16 protein-coding genes and 1 riboswitch are annotated in these 16414 nt (G+C 64.5%); of the genes, 11 read left to right on the forward strand and 5 right to left on the reverse strand.

Features of this window, described 5'->3' with window-relative positions; translation table 11 throughout:
• Positions 1 to 16: 16 nt before the first annotated feature.
• Both ACVMIH_RS17150 and ACVMIH_RS17155 read right to left on the reverse strand, forming a co-directional pair.
• Complete coding sequence (locus ACVMIH_RS17150) at positions 17 to 3085, reverse strand: alpha-mannosidase (protein WP_456862593.1); 3069 nt, start codon at positions 3083 to 3085, stop codon at positions 17 to 19.
• 181 nt (positions 3086 to 3266) lie between these two features.
• Positions 3267 to 3785: a PRC-barrel domain-containing protein gene (locus ACVMIH_RS17155; RefSeq protein ID WP_057014954.1), complete on the reverse strand. Its 519-nt coding sequence runs from the start codon at positions 3783 to 3785 to the stop codon at positions 3267 to 3269.
• Here ACVMIH_RS17155 and ACVMIH_RS17160 point away from each other — a divergent pair.
• The gene (locus ACVMIH_RS17160; RefSeq protein WP_456862596.1) at positions 3766 to 4005 is read left to right on the forward strand and encodes a hypothetical protein; all 240 of its coding nucleotides are present in this window, start codon (positions 3766 to 3768) and stop codon (positions 4003 to 4005) included. The two genes, ACVMIH_RS17155 and ACVMIH_RS17160, sit on opposite strands and share 20 nt — an antisense overlap.
• 115 nt (positions 4006 to 4120) lie before the next feature.
• Here ACVMIH_RS17160 and ACVMIH_RS17165 read toward each other — a convergent pair whose 3' ends face one another.
• Positions 4121 to 4498 carry a PRC-barrel domain-containing protein gene (locus ACVMIH_RS17165; protein ID WP_028344225.1) on the reverse strand — a complete coding sequence of 126 codons (378 nt, stop codon included), beginning with the start codon at positions 4496 to 4498 and terminating at the stop codon, positions 4121 to 4123.
• 288 nt (positions 4499 to 4786) lie between these two features.
• Between ACVMIH_RS17165 and ACVMIH_RS17170 the strand changes: the two genes are divergently transcribed.
• The gene (locus tag ACVMIH_RS17170) at positions 4787 to 5524 is read left to right on the forward strand and encodes a response regulator (RefSeq protein ID WP_018273044.1); all 738 of its coding nucleotides are present in this window, start codon (positions 4787 to 4789) and stop codon (positions 5522 to 5524) included.
• Positions 5525 to 5526: 2 nt separating this feature from the next.
• The gene (locus tag ACVMIH_RS17175) at positions 5527 to 6882 is read left to right on the forward strand and encodes an ATP-binding protein (RefSeq protein WP_076824060.1); all 1356 of its coding nucleotides are present in this window, start codon (positions 5527 to 5529) and stop codon (positions 6880 to 6882) included.
• 29 nt (positions 6883 to 6911) lie between these two features.
• Here the strand turns inward: ACVMIH_RS17175 and ACVMIH_RS17180 are convergent, their stop codons facing one another.
• Complete coding sequence (locus ACVMIH_RS17180) at positions 6912 to 7109, reverse strand: hypothetical protein (protein WP_028332600.1); 198 nt, start codon at positions 7107 to 7109, stop codon at positions 6912 to 6914.
• Between the two features lie 372 nt (positions 7110 to 7481).
• Between ACVMIH_RS17180 and ACVMIH_RS17185 the strand changes: the two genes are divergently transcribed.
• The 7 genes from ACVMIH_RS17185 (at position 7482) to ACVMIH_RS17215 (ending at position 13706) form a co-directional block, all read left to right on the forward strand.
• Positions 7482 to 8006 (forward strand): transglycosylase SLT domain-containing protein, encoded by a 525-nt coding sequence (locus ACVMIH_RS17185; RefSeq protein WP_456862599.1) that lies wholly within the window; start codon positions 7482 to 7484, stop codon positions 8004 to 8006.
• Between the two features lie 109 nt (positions 8007 to 8115).
• Positions 8116 to 8256: riboswitch (TPP riboswitch) on the forward strand.
• Positions 8245 to 9258 (forward strand): FAD-dependent oxidoreductase, encoded by a 1014-nt coding sequence (locus ACVMIH_RS17190; RefSeq protein WP_456862602.1) that lies wholly within the window; start codon positions 8245 to 8247, stop codon positions 9256 to 9258. (Overlaps the previous riboswitch by 12 nt.)
• Positions 9249 to 9446, forward strand: coding sequence for a sulfur carrier protein ThiS (gene thiS, locus ACVMIH_RS17195; RefSeq protein WP_076824056.1), 198 nt, complete (start codon positions 9249 to 9251; stop codon positions 9444 to 9446). The genes ACVMIH_RS17190 and thiS overlap by 10 nt, the downstream gene beginning before the upstream one ends.
• A gap of 168 nt (positions 9447 to 9614) precedes the next feature.
• Positions 9615 to 10397, forward strand: a complete 783-nt coding sequence (locus tag ACVMIH_RS17200) for a thiazole synthase (RefSeq protein WP_076824053.1) — start codon at positions 9615 to 9617, stop codon at positions 10395 to 10397.
• The gene (locus ACVMIH_RS17205; RefSeq protein ID WP_168857505.1) at positions 10384 to 10992 is read left to right on the forward strand and encodes a thiamine phosphate synthase; all 609 of its coding nucleotides are present in this window, start codon (positions 10384 to 10386) and stop codon (positions 10990 to 10992) included. Before ACVMIH_RS17200 ends, ACVMIH_RS17205 begins: the two co-directional genes overlap by 14 nt.
• Before the next feature lie 133 nt (positions 10993 to 11125).
• Positions 11126 to 12991 (forward strand): phosphomethylpyrimidine synthase ThiC, encoded by a 1866-nt coding sequence (thiC, locus tag ACVMIH_RS17210; protein ID WP_456862605.1) that lies wholly within the window; start codon positions 11126 to 11128, stop codon positions 12989 to 12991.
• A gap of 319 nt (positions 12992 to 13310) precedes the next feature.
• Positions 13311 to 13706, forward strand: coding sequence for a hypothetical protein (locus tag ACVMIH_RS17215; protein WP_057014948.1), 396 nt, complete (start codon positions 13311 to 13313; stop codon positions 13704 to 13706).
• A gap of 105 nt (positions 13707 to 13811) precedes the next feature.
• On the opposite strand, the gene ACVMIH_RS17220 is transcribed toward ACVMIH_RS17215, so the two are convergent.
• Positions 13812 to 15482 carry a flavin-containing monooxygenase gene (locus ACVMIH_RS17220; protein WP_456862608.1) on the reverse strand — a complete coding sequence of 557 codons (1671 nt, stop codon included), beginning with the start codon at positions 15480 to 15482 and terminating at the stop codon, positions 13812 to 13814.
• A gap of 153 nt (positions 15483 to 15635) precedes the next feature.
• Between ACVMIH_RS17220 and ACVMIH_RS17225 the strand changes: the two genes are divergently transcribed.
• Positions 15636 to 16031, forward strand: a complete 396-nt coding sequence (locus tag ACVMIH_RS17225) for a hypothetical protein (RefSeq protein ID WP_168857501.1) — start codon at positions 15636 to 15638, stop codon at positions 16029 to 16031.
• Positions 16032 to 16414 lie beyond the last annotated feature (383 nt).

Raw genomic sequence — 16414 nt, forward strand, 5'->3', positions numbered from 1 at the left:
AAAGTCACTGCAAGCATTACGCCTGGAAGACCCGCAACGTTGCGATCTGGAATGGACGCAGCGCCAGGCGGCACCCGCGATCCTCGGTCGGCAGGGCCTCGATGCGGTCCTCCAGGGTGTTGCTCATCCACACCGACGCGATGTCGACCCCGAGATCGAGCGTCGCGGCGGTGCGAATGCCTGCGCTCTCGTAGAGCCGCACCACCCAGCCCCTGCCATCCTCGGCAGGCTTGATCGTATCGACGATCACGTTGGCCGGAGACGCGGTAAGGAGCGAGTGTCGCAACGGCGCGCGCGCTTTTCCCTTCGTCCACAGCACTGGACGCTCGAACCGCAAGGCGCGCCCGACCGTGTCCGCACTGCGCCAGTCGCCGTGGTGGGGATAGATCGCATAGCGCATCCGGTGCCGCCCGATATCGGCCTGGGGATCAGGCAATTCGGAGCCGCGCAGCAGCGTCAGCGCGAGCTGGTTGCCGAACGCCGAATAGCCGTGACGGCAGTCGCTGAACAGCGACACGCCGAAATCCGGCTCGGCGATATCGGCCCAGCGATGCCCGGGCACCTCGTACTTGGCCGCATCGGCATCCGTGTTGGCATGGGTCGGCCGCTCGGTTGCGCCGAACATGGTTTCATAGGTTGCCCTCGATGCACGGCAGGCGATGGGGAACATGACCTTCAGCGCCGTCTTGCGCTCCTGCCAATCGACCGTGGTTTCGAATTCGAGATGATCGGCGCCGGCATCGAGGCGGATCACCTGCGCGAGCCGGCTCGCGCGTCCGAGCCCGCGCTCGAAACGAATCTCGCCGCGCAGTCCGCCATCCGACAGCACGGCGCAGCTCACCTCTCCTGTCACCTCGCGCGCGGTCTCCAGCGCGAACGGATCGATATCCCATGCCTCGAAATCGAGCGGCCGGTCATCGAGCAGCAGCAGCCGGGCTGCCGGCGATGCGAAGGTCTCGCGGCCGGTCGCAACATGCAGCAGCGACCGAACGAGCCCGCTGCGATCAATGCGCGCTTCGAGCCGCGCGTTCGACAGCACGAAGCCGTCCAGATCGGCGGCGACCACAACGCGATCGTCGGTCGTCGTCGTTTCGCCCGCCGCAAACGGCGCGGCGACGATGTGACGAAGCTCGCCGTCGGGGTCGGACGCGACTTCGGCGCGCGCGCAGCCCAGCGTGTTGACGGGCGTCCAATTGCCGTCTTCGGGATCGCACAGTGTCGCCAGCACGGCTTGCGTGCGACGCCCGGCCTCCTCCGCCACGCCGGCGAGTTCGAGCTCCGCACGTTCATAGACCTCGCGGATGCTGCTGCCGGGAATGATGTCGTGGAACTGGTTGACCAGCAGCGTGCGCCACAGCGCTTCGATCTCCTGTGCTGACGGTGCCGGTTGCCGGCAGGCAGCCGCGACAGTGGTCACGAATTCGAGTGCCTGAAGGCTTGCCTCGCAAGCGCGGTTGAGGCGCTTGGTCTCGGCCTGCGTGGTGTAGGTGCCACGATGATATTCGAGATAGAGCTCGCCTTCGATCGTCGCCAGATCCGGCGCTGATATCGCCAGGCGGTCGAAGAACTCGTCGACGGAGCGAATCTGGATTCGCGGCAGCCCCTGCAAGTCCCTTGCGCGCTGCAACGTCTCGAGCATCGTCTCGTCGGCACCGCCGCCGCCGTCGCCATAGCCGAACAGATAGAGTGCGTCGGACGAACGGTCGGCGTCCTTGTAATTGGCGGCGTGATAGCGGAGCTCCGCGACCTGCGCCGATCCATTGTAGGTGTCCGCCGGGGGGAAATGTGCCAGCACCGTGCTGCCGTCCAGTCCGCGCCAATGGAAGCTGTGATGCGGCGGTGAGGTGAACTTGTTCCACGACAGCTTCTGGGTCAGGAAGCGCGACATCCCCGCGGACTGCATCAGCTGCGGCAGCTGGGCGTCGTAGCCGAACACGTCGGGATTCCAGAACACGCTGGAGCGCGCGCCGAACGTTTGCTCGAAATAGCGCTGACCATAGAGGAACTGACGGCAGATCGACTCGCCCCACGGCAGATTGCAGTCCGGCTCGATCCAGCTGCCGCCGACCGGAATCCATTGGCCGGCGGCGGCCTTGGCGCGAATTCGGGCGAACAGGTCAGGGTCATTCTGCTCGATGACGGCATACTGATAGGCCTGCGAGCAGGCGAACTTGAAATCGGGATAGCGCTCCATCAGCGCCACCGCCGTGGAGAAGCTGCGTTGCGCCTTGCGCCGGGTTTCCGCCAGCGGCCACAGCCATGCCGTGTCGAGATGGGCGTGGCCGATCGCCGACACCTCGTGGGCGATGCTGCCATTTCGTGCCGCGAGCAGGCCATCGAGGATCGCCCGCGCCGCCGGCCAGGTCGCGCGATCGTCGGGATCGGTGATGTTGCAGATGCGGTTGAGATCGTGCAGCAGGCGCCCCGCCCAGGTCCGATCCAGCGCCGGCTGCGCCGTCTCGCCGACAGCGCCGTATGACCTCGACTTTGTCGTGGGATCGCGGTCAGCCTCGAGCTGGCGCAGCACCTCGTAGTCGAAATAGAATGCCGTGGCCTCGGAATCGAAGCAGCGCAGCTCGCAGGCGACCAGCGCGTAGGCCTGCGGATCGCTCCAGAACGCACCGAACAGGCCGTTGCAGGCCACCTCCACATGGAAGCTGATCGTCTCCCCTCCGCTCGCCGACTGAACGAGCGGCGCGATGTGGCGGCCGGGATTGAGACCCTGCGAGGAACGTCCGTTGAGCCAAAGCAGCGCTTCCGAGCGGCTGTCCCAATACAAATCCACGCGCGAGCCGGCCCAGGCCTGCGGCACCTCGGCCACGACCTGCACCCAATAGGTCGCCCATAGCGGTCCCAGCGCCTCGCCCAACGGGACCGGCCGATAATCGAGCTTGAGCGCGTCCTCGAGGCTGATCCGCTCGGTGGGACCGGCAAGCGCGAGCGAAGTGACCGGCACGCGGTCGGCATGAACCTTCTGTTGCAGCCGCTCCGCAAAGCCTGCCAACCGGCGCCGCGTGTATTGCGGGTAGCGGCCGCGAATCCGGGCTACCGCGGGATTGCCGCCATCGCGCTCCTTGTCATTCATCAGGTTGTTCAGTCATTTGACGAATGATCACGTGAGGGTTGATGATGATTGCAACGCGCTGTCCGAATTGGATCGCCTGACCTACTCCCTACACTCTTCCCAAATTTTATTCATCCGGCCAGCAAAAAAGCGCGCCCGGCAGCAACCGGACGCGCTCTTCTCTTGCAGGTGACGCGATGCGTTAGTCGGTCGAATACTTGAATTCCGGCATCGCCTTCAGCTCATCCTTGCTCGCATTGAACACGGCGTGATCCGGATACCAGGGATTCGGCTTCGACGTCGCCGCCGCAGGGGCCGCGCCCGTGGTGGTCGTCTTGCTGGTGCTGCCGGCGCCGGTGTTCGAGGCGCCGGTATAGGCGATCGGCTCGTTCACGAACTTCACCTTGTCGATCGGGACCGCGACCAAGTGCTCGCCGACGCCAAGGAAGCCGCCGACGCCGATCACGACCGCCTTGATTGTACCGCCCTTCTCCATCAGCAGATCATTGATCGAGCCGACGCTTTCATTGGCGTCGTTGTACACGCTAAGGCCGACGACCTTCGACGCGCGCCAGTTGCCCTTGAACGAATCCGGCGACGTGGCTGACGTCGACGCCGCAGGAGACATCTTGTCGCCCTTATCGGTTGGCGTCTGCGCAACGGCGACGGTTGCAAGCAGCGCGGTGCCGGCGAGGCCGGCGATGATGGATTTGACCAACATTGATGGCTCTCCTCTCGCAAAATCGATGCTGGGAAAACCCGTCATCTTCGCAACCGTTCCTAACGGACCTGCGCTCAAAAGCCGCTTAAATGCCGAGGAACAGGGTGAGGACCTTTCAGCGCATGGAACGCTGCGCCGCTTGACGGAAGCGATCGTGATCTCTCAAGTGAGCTTGCGGTTGAGCCTCATGACTGCGCCGGACGCGCAGTCCATGATGTGACGATGTTTGGCTCACTAAGTCGTCCCGGCGAACCGCGCTGCACAAGCCGCGCGCTCGTCCCAGCGACCGCATCATCGATCGGCGAGCGTCGTCATGCGCGCATGTTGCCGCGCGATCAGAAGCCGCCCCAATAGGGCGGCACGCCGTAGAAGCGATGCAGCTCGACTTCCTGCGAGCGATCGCCCCAATCGAAATCCTTGTCGGCACGGAACGACGGCGCGCGCTTCAGCTCCTCGTCCTCGATGTCGAGCTCATAGGCCTCGAACTTCGGGTTGTAGTGCAGCCGGCCCCAGGGCAGCGGGATCAAATTGGTTCCAATGCCCAGGAAGCCGCCGAAGCTCAACACCGCGTACGATACCTTGCCGGAGATCTTGTCGATCATCAGCCGCTCGATATGGCCGATCATGTCGCCATTGGCCCGGCGCACCGCCGTCCCCTCGACCCGGTCGCTTGCAATGAGCTGATGCGGCCTGGTCTCGACCTCGACAGCCATCTCACCCTCCTTGACCCGAAAGAGAAATAACGCGTCGCCGGGGTAACGGGTTCCGCCCCCGGATATGACAGCCGCCCTTCCCCTTCTCCGGCCGCCATAACGACCAGGGGCCGATGCGCTATCCCGAGAGGGTTCTGCCCGCATTTCAGGGCATCAGGATTGATGACAGAACGATAACTTTTCTGCCTGCGGCCGACCTGTTAACCCGGATAGCCGGGCAAGATTTCAGACACATACTGAAACAAAATTCCTGAGCCGCTTTCCCCGAATCACGGACAAAAGATCGGTATGACCCAGGCTGCGCCCAATATCCTTGTCGTCGAGGACGACCGCGAGACGCGATCGCTTATCGCAAAATATCTCCGTACCAATTCTTGTCATGTCACGACCGCCTCCGACGGCCGCGAGATGGCCAAGGCGATGACCGACCACCGCGTGGATCTCCTGGTGCTCGACGTCATGCTGCCCGGCGAGGACGGCCTCAGCCTGTGCCGCAAGGTGCGGGCGGAATCGCAGACGCCGATCATCATGCTGACCGCGCGCGGCGAGGACGTCGACCGCATCCTTGGCCTCGAGATGGGCGCCGACGATTACCTGGCAAAGCCGTTCAACCCGCGCGAGCTGCTGGCGCGGATCAACGCGGTGCTGCGCCGGCAGGCCGCCGCGCGCAACGCCAGCGCGATCGAGGGCGCGACCACGCTGACCTTCCTCGGCTGGCGTATCGACATCCGCCTGCGCGAGCTGCGCAACCCCGAAGGCGCGCGCGTCGCCATGACCAGCGCCGAGTTCGACCTGCTGCGCACCTTCTGCGAGCGGCCCGGCCGCGTGCTGTCGCGCGACAGCCTGCTCGACCTGACCCAGGGCCGCAGCGCCGGCTCGTTCGAACGTTCGATCGACGTGCTGGTCAGCCGCATCCGCCGCAAGATCGAGCCCGATCCGCAGGAAGCCACCATGATCAAGACAGTGCGTTCCGGCGGCTATGTGTTCACGCCGAGGGTGGAGGCGGTTGCCGCCACGAACAATTGACCATGAAGCTGCTGCGCGTGCTGAGTCTGCGGGGGATCGGCGCCCAGATGGCGGCGCTGGTCGTCGTTTCGATCGTCGCGCTGCACTTGATCATCACCGCCACCTTCCTGATCCATCGCCCTGATCGGGTGGAGCCGTCGGACCGCTGGCACACCCAGCTCGCCGCCGCCGCGCAGCTGCTCGGGCATGCCCCGGCGTCGGAGCGGCCGCGGCTCCTGGCCGACGTCGCCCGTGCCTTCCCGCAACTTGCGATCGGCGACCTGCCTTCCGATGCCGGCGCGCTTACCGAAACCGACACGCCGAGCCTGCACGCGTTGCGCCGGCTCGGCGCCGGCTATCGCATCTTCCTGCTCCCGCGCGAGGCTGGCGGCACGCCGCATGACGGCGAAATTCGCCGCGTCGCGATCCGCCTGCCCGACGGCGCCATGTTCGCCGCCAACCTGACGCCGGATCAGCACATGAGGCCGTTCTGGGGTGGACCGTGGATGATGACGGTGCTGTTCGCCGTCATCAGCGTCACCCTGCTCGGCCTGTGGGCGGCATGGGCGCTGACCGCGCCGCTGTCGTCCTTCGTCAAGGCCGCCGAGACCTTCAGCCTGAACGGCGCCGCCGCGCCGCTGCCCGAGCGCGGTCCGGAGGAGATTCGTTCGCTGGCCCGGGCGCTGAACCGGATGCGCGAGCGCATCACCGCATTGATCGACGATCGCACCAAGATGCTGGCCGCGATCAGCCATGACCTGCGCACGCCGATCACGCGGATGCGGCTGCGCGCCGAATTCATCGAGGACGAGACCCACCGCCACCGCATGCTGCGCGACCTCGACCAGATGCGCTCGATGCTGGAATCGGTGCTGTCGTTCCTGCGCAACGACCGCAAGCTCGAGGAGATGACGCTGGTCGACATCGCGAGCACGCTGCACCTCGTCACCGATCAGTTCGCCGACATGGGACACAAGGTCAGTTACACGGGCCCGCAGCACGCGATGGCGACCGCGCGGCCGGCCGACCTGCATCGCTGCATCACCAATCTGGTGGAGAATGCCGTGCGGTTCGGCGGCGAAGTTGCCGTCCGCCTCGACGTCAAGCCCGACCGCCTCGTCGTCGACATCGAGGATGACGGGCCCGGCATCTCGGATGCGCACAAGGCGAGCGTGCTGGAGCCGTTCGTGCGCGGCGACCAGGCACGCAACATGGATGAGGCCGAAGGCTTCGGCCTTGGACTGTCGATCGCCAACGCCATCGTGCTCGCGCATGCCGGCACGCTGTCGCTGCACGATCGCAAGCCGCACGGGCTCGTGGTCCGGATCGAATTGCCGGCGCGGCAACAGCAATTGCAGCGGCAGAAATCCGCGGCCTGATCAGGCGAAGCTGATGCGATGAGGAGACGTCAGGCGGCGAGCGGCGTAATGAGCTCCGCTTCCTCGTAGATCGCGATGGCCTCGAAGCGGTAATTGCAGGCGCGGCAATTCCACAAGAACGACGAGCGGCCTTCGCTGTGCTCCACCCAATCAGGGCGGGCGATCGGCTTACCGCATTGCGCGCAGGGATTTTCGCGAGGCATATAGCCGGTGTCCTGACGGACCATGGCGCATCTCCCGAATGTTGTTTCTTGCGTGCTTGGACAGAGCTGCTGACTGAACGATCGCGCACTCTGCCGTGGACGAAGTCTAGACCTTCATTGATTCGTTTGCACGACAAACTGCTGTGGATAGCGTGCGGCAAAATTAGTCAGAAAAATTAGAAGGAAATTGCAGGCCAAGACAATTTTTGGCTGAGACGATTGAAGCAAACAATTTGAAGCATCCGTCTTGCAATCGCGTCGTCCCTTCACCCCATGACCGGACAATCACGGATGCATTAACGTTCGCTGATGCGAAGGTTTTGCCACATTCCTGCCCGCTAGCCGTACCAATGAGACCGCAGAACCGACGCGCATCTGAAAGCCCGAGCGATTGAGATGAAGACCGTACAAGCCCTTGGCTGCCTTGCCGCAATCGCGGTGCTGGCGTCCTGCGCGAGCGCGCAGGCGCAATCGCGCGCGCAATATGAGGCGATGGTGGCGGCCGAGGCCCAGGCCAACCTCGTACCGGAAGAGCTGGTGCATCGCGTCATCGTGCGCGAGAGCAAGTACCATCCGCAGCTGATCGGACGCGGCGGCACCATCGGGCTGATGCAGATCAAGCTCGGCACTGCACGCGGCCTCGGCTACACCGGTACCGCCGAGGGTCTGCGCGATCCCCAGACTAACCTCAAATACGGCATCAAATACCTCGCCGGCGCCTATCGCGCCGCCGATGGCAATCACGATCGAGCCGTGCGTTATTTCGCGGGCGGGTATTACTACGTCGCAAAGCGCCAGCGCGGGGATCACCTGAAGGAAGCGAAGCATGGCGGCGCGGGTGCACCGCCGAAGGAATTCGCCAAGTCGGAGCAAATGACGGCCGGTACCGCCGAGCCGAAGCCGGAACAGGCCGAAAAATAGCACCGATCGCGTCCGCGCAGCCCCGCGACGCGTGCCGGCCATCCTCGACACCGCCTGTCAAACGTGTCTGGCATACAAGTTGACACACGAGCCCATCCGCCTACATTAGGGGCGTTCCGAGGGGTGCTCCGAAGGAGGAGCTGAGATACCGCAAGCTTGGACTAGCCAGTAGGCGAATAGTCCGGGACCGCGGTGACCCTTTGAACCTGATCCGGGTCATGCCGGCGAAGGGACGGGGATGTATCAGACGTCAAGACCGCGGGGGGATTCCCCCGTCTCCATCATCGGCGCAGGCATAGCTGGCGCCTGGCATGCGCTCTTGCTCGCAGAGGCCGGACATGCCGTCACCCTGCATGAGCGCAGTGACGCCGCGATGACGGAATCCACAAGCCACTGGGCCGGCGGGATGCTGGCGCCCTGGTGCGAGGCGGAGGCCTCCGAGCCGGTGATCTCCCGGCTCGGCATCCGCTCGCTCGAGCTCTGGCGGCAGCATGTTCCGGAAACCCCGTTCAACGGCTCGCTGGTGGTGGCGCATCCGCGCGACCGCGCCGATTTCGAGCGCTTTGCCCGCCTCACCACCGGCCATCGCCGGATCGACGCCGAGGGCGTTCGCGCGCTCGAGCCGTCGCTCGAGGGCCGTTTCCGTGACGCCCTGTTCTATCCCGACGAGGGCCATGTCGAGCCGCGCCGCGTGCTGCCGCGGCTGCATGCCGCGATCGGCAAGGCCGGCGGCGCCATCAAGTTCGGCAGCGACGCCGAGGCAGCCGATCTCGACGGCGTCGTGATCGACTGCCGCGGCCTTGCCGCGCGCGACCGCGAGCCGAGCTTGCGCGGCGTCAAGGGCGAGATGATCATCATCGAGACCTCCGAGGTCGAATTGGCGCGCCCGGTGCGGCTGATCCATCCGCGCTGGCCGCTTTACGTGATCCCGCGCGGCGACGGCCGCTTCATGCTGGGCGCGACCTCGATCGAGGCCGAGGACAACGGCGTCAGCGTGCGCTCGGCGCTGGAGCTGTTAGGGGCCGCCTATGTCGTGCATCCGGCATTCGCCGAGGCGCGCATCGTCGAATTCGGCGCCGGCCTGCGCCCTGCATTTCCCGACAATCTGCCGAAAATCAGGATCGAGCAGGAACGCATCACGGTGAACGGACTCTACCGTCATGGCTTCCTGCTCGCGCCGGCGCTGGCGGAGCTGACGCTCGCCTATCTCGCGCGCGGCGAAATCGACAATGAGGTGATGCAATGCGCGTGATCGTCAACGGCGAGCAGCGGGAGATCGTGGCCTCCAGTGTCGATGCGCTGCTGGCCGAGCTCGACTACGAGGGCACGCATTTCGCGATCGCGCTGAACTACGACGTGGTGCCGAAGAGCCGCTGGGCCGACACCGCGTTGAAAGCCGGCGACGAGATCGAGATCATCACGCCGCGGCAGGGAGGGTGATGTGAGCTTATTCGCAAGCTCCCTCCCCACGTCGTCCCGGCGAAGGCCGGGACCCATACGCCGCGGCCCTTCAGTGAAGCACGCGGGGAGACGTCCCATCCGACAACTTCCGGTCGTGGTTATGGGTCCCGGCCTTCGCCGGGACGACGGCATAGTTTGAGGAGACACATGGTCACCTTCTACGGCAAATCCTTCCCGTCCCGCCTGCTGATCGGCACGGCGCTGTATCCCTCGCCTGCGATCATGCAGAATGCGATCCGCGCCTCGGGCGCCAGCATCGTCACGGTGTCGCTGCGGCGCGAGGCGGCGGGTGGCAAGACCGGCGATGCGTTCTGGTCGCTGATCCGCGAGCTCGGCGTCACCGTGCTGCCGAACACCGCGGGCTGCCGCAGCGTCAAGGAAGCGGTGACCACCGCAAAGCTCGCGCGCGAATTGTTCGGCACGCCGTGGATCAAGCTCGAGGTGATCGCCGACAACGACACGCTGCAGCCCGATGTGGTCGGCCTGGTCGAGGCGGCCGGCATCCTGATCAAGGACGGTTTTGAAGTCTTCCCCTATTGCACCGAGGATTTCTCGGTCGCCTCGCGGCTGGTCGACGCCGGCTGCAAGGTGGTGATGCCGTGGGCAGCACCGATCGGCAGCGCCAAGGGCATCACCAACCGCGACGCGCTGAAGCTGTTGCGCGACCGCCTGCCCGGCATCACGCTGGTGGTCGACGCCGGCTTAGGGGCGCCTTCGCATGCCGCCGAGGCGCTCGAGCTCGGCTATGACGCCGTGCTGCTCAACACGGCGGTCGCCAAAGCCGCCGATCCCGTTGCGATGGCCAATGCCTTCCGCCTCGGCGTCGAGGCCGGCCGCACCGCTTACGAAGCCGGGCTGATGGAAGCCCGCGACTTCGCCTCCCCCTCCACCCCTGTCGTTGGGACCCCGTTCTGGCATGCCGTATCCTGATCCCTTCTATCCCGTCGTCGACAGCATCAAATGGGTCGAGCGACTGACAAAACTCGGCGTCGGCACCATCCAGCTGCGCGCCAAGGAGCTCGACGATGCCGGGGCGCTGCAGATCGTCAGCGATGCGCTCGCAGTGACCAAGGGCACGCCGACCAAGCTCGTGGTCAACGACTATTGGCGCGCGGCGATCGTCGCCGGCGCCGAGCATCTGCATCTCGGGCAGGAAGACCTCGCCGAGGCCGACCTCGGCGAGATCCGCAAAGCGAACTTGACGCTCGGCATCTCCACCCATGACGACGCCGAGCTCGCCACCGCGCTCGCCGCCAAGCCCGACTATGTCGCGCTCGGCCCGATCTTCTTCACCACGCTCAAATCGATGCGGTTCGAGCCGCAGGGCATTCCGAAGATCACCGAGTGGAAGAAACGGATCGGCTCCATCCCCCTTGTCGCGATCGGCGGCATCAAGTTCGAGCACGCGGCCGAGATCTTCGCCGCCGGCGCCGATTCGATCGCCGTCGTCAGTGACGTCACCCAGAACCCCGACCCCGACGCGCGGGTCAGACAATGGCTCGGCCTCAGCGCGGAGGCCGCGTGATGCACGTAACTCTCACCAGCGTCATTCCGGGGCACGCGAAGCGTGAACCCGGAATCTCGCGCCACCACCTCGAGATTCCGGATCGGTCCTAACGGACCGTCCGGAATGACGACAAGATTAAGGAGGATCCCTCATGAACATCCGCTCCAATCCCGACACCACCCGTCCCGCCGTCACCACCGGCGCGCTGCCCGCCTCACGCAAGATCTTTGCGACGCCGGAGGCCGCGTCCGATCTGCGCGTGCCGCTGCGCGAGATCATGCTGTCGGAGGGCGCCGGCGAGCCGAACCTGCCGGTCTACGACACCTCGGGCCCTTACACCGACCCGAACGTGACGATCGACGTCAACGCCGGCCTGCCGCGCAATCGGCTCGCCTGGGTCAAGGAGCGCGGCGGCGTCGAGGAATATGAGGGGCGCACCATCAAGCCGGAGGACAACGGCAATGTCGGCGCCGCCCACGCCGCCAAGGCGTTCACCGCGCACCACACGCCGCTGCGCGGCCTCGACGGCCACAAGATCACGCAGCTCGAATTCGCCCGCGCCGGCATCATCACCAAGGAGATGATCTACGTCGCCGAGCGCGAGAATCTCGGCCGCAAGCAACAGCTCGAGCGCGCCGAGGCCGCGCTTGCCGACGGCGAGAGCTTTGGCGCCTCCGTGCCGGACTTCATCACCCCGGAATTCGTCCGCGACGAGATCGCACGCGGCCGCGCCATCATTCCCTCCAACATCAACCATGCCGAGCTCGAGCCGATGATCATCGGCCGCAACTTCCTGACCAAGATCAACGCCAATATCGGCAACTCGGCGGTGACCTCGTCGGTTGAAGAAGAGGTCGACAAGATGGTGTGGGCGATCCGCTGGGGCGCCGACACCGTGATGGACCTCTCGACGGGCCGCAACATCCACACCACCCGCGAATGGATTTTGCGCAACTCGCCGGTGCCGATCGGCACCGTGCCGATCTACCAGGCGCTGGAGAAGTGCGACGGTGATCCGGTCAAGCTGACTTGGGAGCTCTACAAGGACACCCTGATCGAACAGTGCGAACAGGGCGTCGACTATTTCACGATCCACGCCGGCGTGCGGCTGCCCTACATCCACCTCACCGCCAACCGCGTCACCGGCATCGTGTCGCGCGGCGGCTCGATCATGGCGAAGTGGTGCCTTGCGCATCACAAGGAGAGCTTCCTCTACACCCATTTCGACGAGATCTGCGACCTCATGCGCAAGTATGACGTCTCGTTCTCGCTCGGCGACGGTCTGCGCCCCGGCTCGATTGCGGACGCCAACGACCGCGCGCAGTTTGCCGAGCTCGAGACGCTCGGCGAACTGACGAAGATCGCGTGGGACAAGGGCTGCCAGGTCATGATCGAGGGCCCCGGCCACGTGCCGATGCACAAGATCAAGATCAACATGGACAAGCAGCTCAAGGAGTGCGGCGAGGCGCCGTTCTACACCCTCGGGCCGCTGACGACCGACATCGCGCCGGGCTACGACCACATCACCTCGGGCATTGGCGCTGCGATGATCGGCTGGTTCGGCTGCGCGATGCTGTGCTACGTCACGCCGAAGGAGCATCTGGGTCTCCCGGATCGCAACGACGTCAAGACCGGCGTCATCACCTACAAGATCGCGGCCCACGCCGCTGATCTGGCCAAGGGCCATCCGGCCGCGCAGCTCCGCGACGATGCGCTCAGCCGTGCCCGGTTCGACTTCCGCTGGGAGGACCAGTTCAACCTCGGCCTCGATCCCGACACCGCGAAGAACTTCCACGACGAGACCCTGCCGAAGGAAGCCCACAAGGTCGCGCATTTCTGCTCGATGTGCGGCCCGAAATTCTGCTCGATGAAGATCACCCAGGACGTCCGCGACTACGCCGCGACGCTCAACGACAAGGAGCAGGGCATGGCGCAGATGAGCGCCAAGTTCAAGGAGATGGGAAGCGACGTGTATCTGGACGCGGAGAAGGTGAAGGAGAGCAACAGGGTGTTCTGACCCTCACCGCTCGTCATGCCCGGGCAGCGCGGAGCGCGTCTTCGCGCGAGACGCCCCGGGCATCCATCCAAAAACGAAAGGCCGGGTGAAAGCCCGGCCTTTTTGCGCCTGGATCATTCACCTATGATTTAGTGCGTGTGTTCGGCTTGTGGAGGGCCGGTCACGACAGCAACCGGCCCAGGTCCACACCAGGCGCTCCGCAGAACCCTTGACTTGGATCAACGAAAAATCCGCTATCTCATCGCTTGCTATGACGCTCGAAAGCGATGAAGGTCGGGTCAGGGATATCACCCCTGTGACCATTTGATTGGAGAGTTTCATGAGAACCTTCAACGCTGTGCTATTCGTACTTCTCGTTGCGCAAGCGGCCTCGACACAGGCTGCGGATTTGAGCGGAGCCTGGACGATCGACGCCTCGGCTTGCAACCAGGTCTTCACCAAGGAGAACAACAAGCTCGCGTTCAAGAAAGATGCCGATCTCAACGCGGGAGGCTTGATCGTCCAGGGCAAGCAAATCACCGGCACATTTCAAAAATGCACCGTCAAATCGCTGCATGATGACGGGCAGAATGTTCGCGTGATTGCGGCGTGCTCGGACGGCGTCGCGGTTTCGGACGTGTCATTCGACATAACACTCTCCGGAGAGAACAAGATCATACTCAGCTCCAAGGCACCGGTGCCCATCGAGACGCCGTATGTTCGCTGCTCGATGTGATATTCGGCGGCGGTGGCCTGAAAACAAAGCTAGTAGCCCGGATGAGCGACGCGATATCCGGGGCTTCTATCTGACCCGCATATCGCTGCGCTCATGCGGGCTACGCTATGCCGACGCGCCAGTGGCCGCCTCCCGCACGGCGCCACCGGCGCTCGCACCAAACTCGATCTCCCGATACCCCTCCGCCGCCACGCCGTTGATGATCCCCAAAAACTTCGGCGTGCCGCCGTTGTAGACGAAGTAGCGGACCGTCCCCTCCTCGTGGCCGGCGACGTTGGAGTTGTAGCCGGTGAACCACGACTTGGCTTTGCGCATCAGCATGATCTCGTACATCTTGACGACATGCGCGGTCCAGCGCTGCTGCGCTTCCAGGGTCGCGTCGGCGCGGGTCAGGCCGCGGTCCCACATGTATTGCAGCAGGTTGGTGCACCAGTTGACGCCGTTCTCGATGCCGCGCGGGAAGTTGGTCGACGCGGAGGCGCTTTGCGGGCCGGTCGGCATCAACAGGTTCGGGAAGCCGTGCACGAGCATGCCGAGGAAGGTCGACGGCGCGTGCTTCCACTTGTCGGCAAGGCTCTCGCCGCCGATGCCCCTGATATCGATCAGGTCGTAGGCGCCGGTGATGGCGTCGAAGCCGGTGGCGTAGACGATGATGTCGAAATCGTAGTCGCGCGCCGCGGTGCGGAGGCCTTTTTCGGTGACGCGCACCAGCGGCGTTTCGGAGAGATCGACGAGCTGCACATTGTCGCGATTGTACGCCTCGAAATATCGGGTCTCCAGCGGCAGGCGCTGCACGCCGAAGCCGTGATCCCGCGGGATCAGCTTCTCGGCGACATCAGGATCGTTCACGCGCTGGCGGATGCGGCCCGCGATATATTCCGAGAGCTCCGCATTGGCGGCTTCGTCCATGAAGATCTCGCGGAAGTTCGCGAGCCAGATGCCGAAGCCGGGCTCGTCGTAGAGCTTGTCCCACAGCTTGAGCCGCTCCGCGCGGCTCACCTCGTAGAAGCCGCGCTTGTCGGGGCCATGGACAAAACTGCCCGGCGTCAACGCGCAGGCAGCAAAAATCTCGTCATAGCGGGCGCGGATCTCGGCCATCTCGTCAACGGAGATCGCAGAGTTGTTGAGCGGCGCGCTCCAGTTCGGCCGGCGCTGGAACACCGTGAGCTCGCCGACCTTGTCGGCGATCTCGCCGATCAGCTGGATGCCGGTCGCGCCGGTGCCGATCACCGCGACCTTCTTGCCGGCGAGATCGACGGGCTCGTGCGGCCAGTAATAGGTGTGGAACGAGCGGCCCTTGAAGTCATCGATGCCAGGCACGCGCGGCATGGTCGGCGCCGACAACAGCCCGATCGCGAGCACCACGAAGCGGCAGGTCAGTTCGCGGCCGTCACTGATCCTCAATTGCCAGAGGTCGCGCGTCTCGTCGAACTGCATGATATCGACCTTGCAATTGAACTGCATGTACTTGCGCAGGTCGAACTTGTCGGCGACGTAGTTGAGGTAACGCAGATTCTCGGGCTGGCCGGAGAAGCGTTCCTTCCAGTGCCACTCGTCGAGCAGCTCGCGCGAGAATGAGAAGCCATAGGTGTAGCTCTCGGAATCGAAGCGGCAGCCCGGATAGCGGTTCCAGTACCAGGTGCCGCCGAGATCGGGCGCGGCTTCGAGCACGGTGGCGTCGATGCTGAGATCGGCCAGCCGCTTGATCTGGTAGATGCCCGCGACGCCGGCGCCGACCACGATCACCTCAAAGTGGGTTTTCGCCTCTCCTGTCATGTCCGCTCCCGAATTCTTCTTGATCTGTTTGAGCGGATTACAGACCCTTTTGCACCTGCAAGCAACCGCGCGATCGGGCACGACTTGCGTTGAGGCGCTGCGTGCACCACATCGATCACTGCAATTTCGCCAAGCGCAATCCGGGCAAGCGACATGACCGACAATCTCACCGGCGTCTGGGACGGCAGCTATGTTCAGCCGAGCGGCATGGTCACGTTCCTGGCGACGCTGATCGACGCCGGCGGCGCGCTCGGCGGCAGCGTGACCGAACCCTGCGTGATGCCGGGCTGTCCGATCAGCACGCACAATGCATCGCTTGCGGGCCAGCGCTCCGGCAGCGCTGTTACGTTCGTCAAACGTTACGAGCCGCCTGGCTACGGCTACGACACCGTGCACTATGAAGGCGCGGTCAATGCCGACGCGACCGAGATCGACGGCCGCTGGAGCATCCGCGGCACAAGGTTCTCGGGGACGTTCCTGATGGTGCGCGCAACCGGACCGTCGCAAGCGGTCACGACGGAAGAAGAGGTCAAGGAGCCGGTGCGCTAGCGCGTGACGGGACTAGCTTGAATGACGACAGCGACGGCACTGCCCCCCGCAAGCCGCAGGGCTATGCATATGGCTGGCGGCCACGACGACATGGAAACGTCGCTTACAGAAGCGCACGAATGCCATATGCCCCGGGAGGCGAGCGTGCGCCTGCGTGATTTCGGAATATTGGAAAATATCCGTGAGTTGCCCGACGTGTCAAGTAGCCTGGTCGAACGCCGGCCACCGCCGGCTACTTTGTACTTTGCATGGGGTTGTTTTCGATATTTTGGGAACGCGCCTCCCCTGCGAGTGCTGGCAATCGCATATGGGCTCGATAGCGCCACAAACTCGTCATGCCCGGCCTTGTGCCGGCCATGACGGCGCGGAAACACCGGATTGCC

It is taken from the genome of Bradyrhizobium sp. USDA 4503 (assembly GCF_054055815.1).

Coding starts and splice junctions, on each gene's coding strand:
- ACVMIH_RS17220 (WP_456862608.1), bottom strand. CDS start 15,482: ATGACAGGAGAGGCGAAAACCCACTTTGAGGTGATCGTGGTCGGCGCC.
- ACVMIH_RS17170 (WP_018273044.1), top strand. CDS start 4,787: ATGACCCAGGCTGCGCCCAATATCCTTGTCGTCGAGGACGACCGCGAG.
- ACVMIH_RS17215 (WP_057014948.1), top strand. CDS start 13,311: ATGAGAACCTTCAACGCTGTGCTATTCGTACTTCTCGTTGCGCAAGCG.
- ACVMIH_RS17190 (WP_456862602.1), top strand. CDS start 8,245: ATGTATCAGACGTCAAGACCGCGGGGGGATTCCCCCGTCTCCATCATC.
- ACVMIH_RS17175 (WP_076824060.1), top strand. CDS start 5,527: ATGAAGCTGCTGCGCGTGCTGAGTCTGCGGGGGATCGGCGCCCAGATG.
- ACVMIH_RS17155 (WP_057014954.1), bottom strand. CDS start 3,785: ATGTTGGTCAAATCCATCATCGCCGGCCTCGCCGGCACCGCGCTGCTT.
- ACVMIH_RS17165 (WP_028344225.1), bottom strand. CDS start 4,498: ATGGCTGTCGAGGTCGAGACCAGGCCGCATCAGCTCATTGCAAGCGAC.
- ACVMIH_RS17205 (WP_168857505.1), top strand. CDS start 10,384: ATGCCGTATCCTGATCCCTTCTATCCCGTCGTCGACAGCATCAAATGG.
- thiS (WP_076824056.1), top strand. CDS start 9,249: ATGCGCGTGATCGTCAACGGCGAGCAGCGGGAGATCGTGGCCTCCAGT.
- thiC (WP_456862605.1), top strand. CDS start 11,126: ATGAACATCCGCTCCAATCCCGACACCACCCGTCCCGCCGTCACCACC.
- ACVMIH_RS17180 (WP_028332600.1), bottom strand. CDS start 7,109: ATGGTCCGTCAGGACACCGGCTATATGCCTCGCGAAAATCCCTGCGCG.
- ACVMIH_RS17185 (WP_456862599.1), top strand. CDS start 7,482: ATGAAGACCGTACAAGCCCTTGGCTGCCTTGCCGCAATCGCGGTGCTG.
- ACVMIH_RS17160 (WP_456862596.1), top strand. CDS start 3,766: ATGATGGATTTGACCAACATTGATGGCTCTCCTCTCGCAAAATCGATG.
- ACVMIH_RS17150 (WP_456862593.1), bottom strand. CDS start 3,085: ATGAATGACAAGGAGCGCGATGGCGGCAATCCCGCGGTAGCCCGGATT.
- ACVMIH_RS17225 (WP_168857501.1), top strand. CDS start 15,636: ATGACCGACAATCTCACCGGCGTCTGGGACGGCAGCTATGTTCAGCCG.
- ACVMIH_RS17200 (WP_076824053.1), top strand. CDS start 9,615: ATGGTCACCTTCTACGGCAAATCCTTCCCGTCCCGCCTGCTGATCGGC.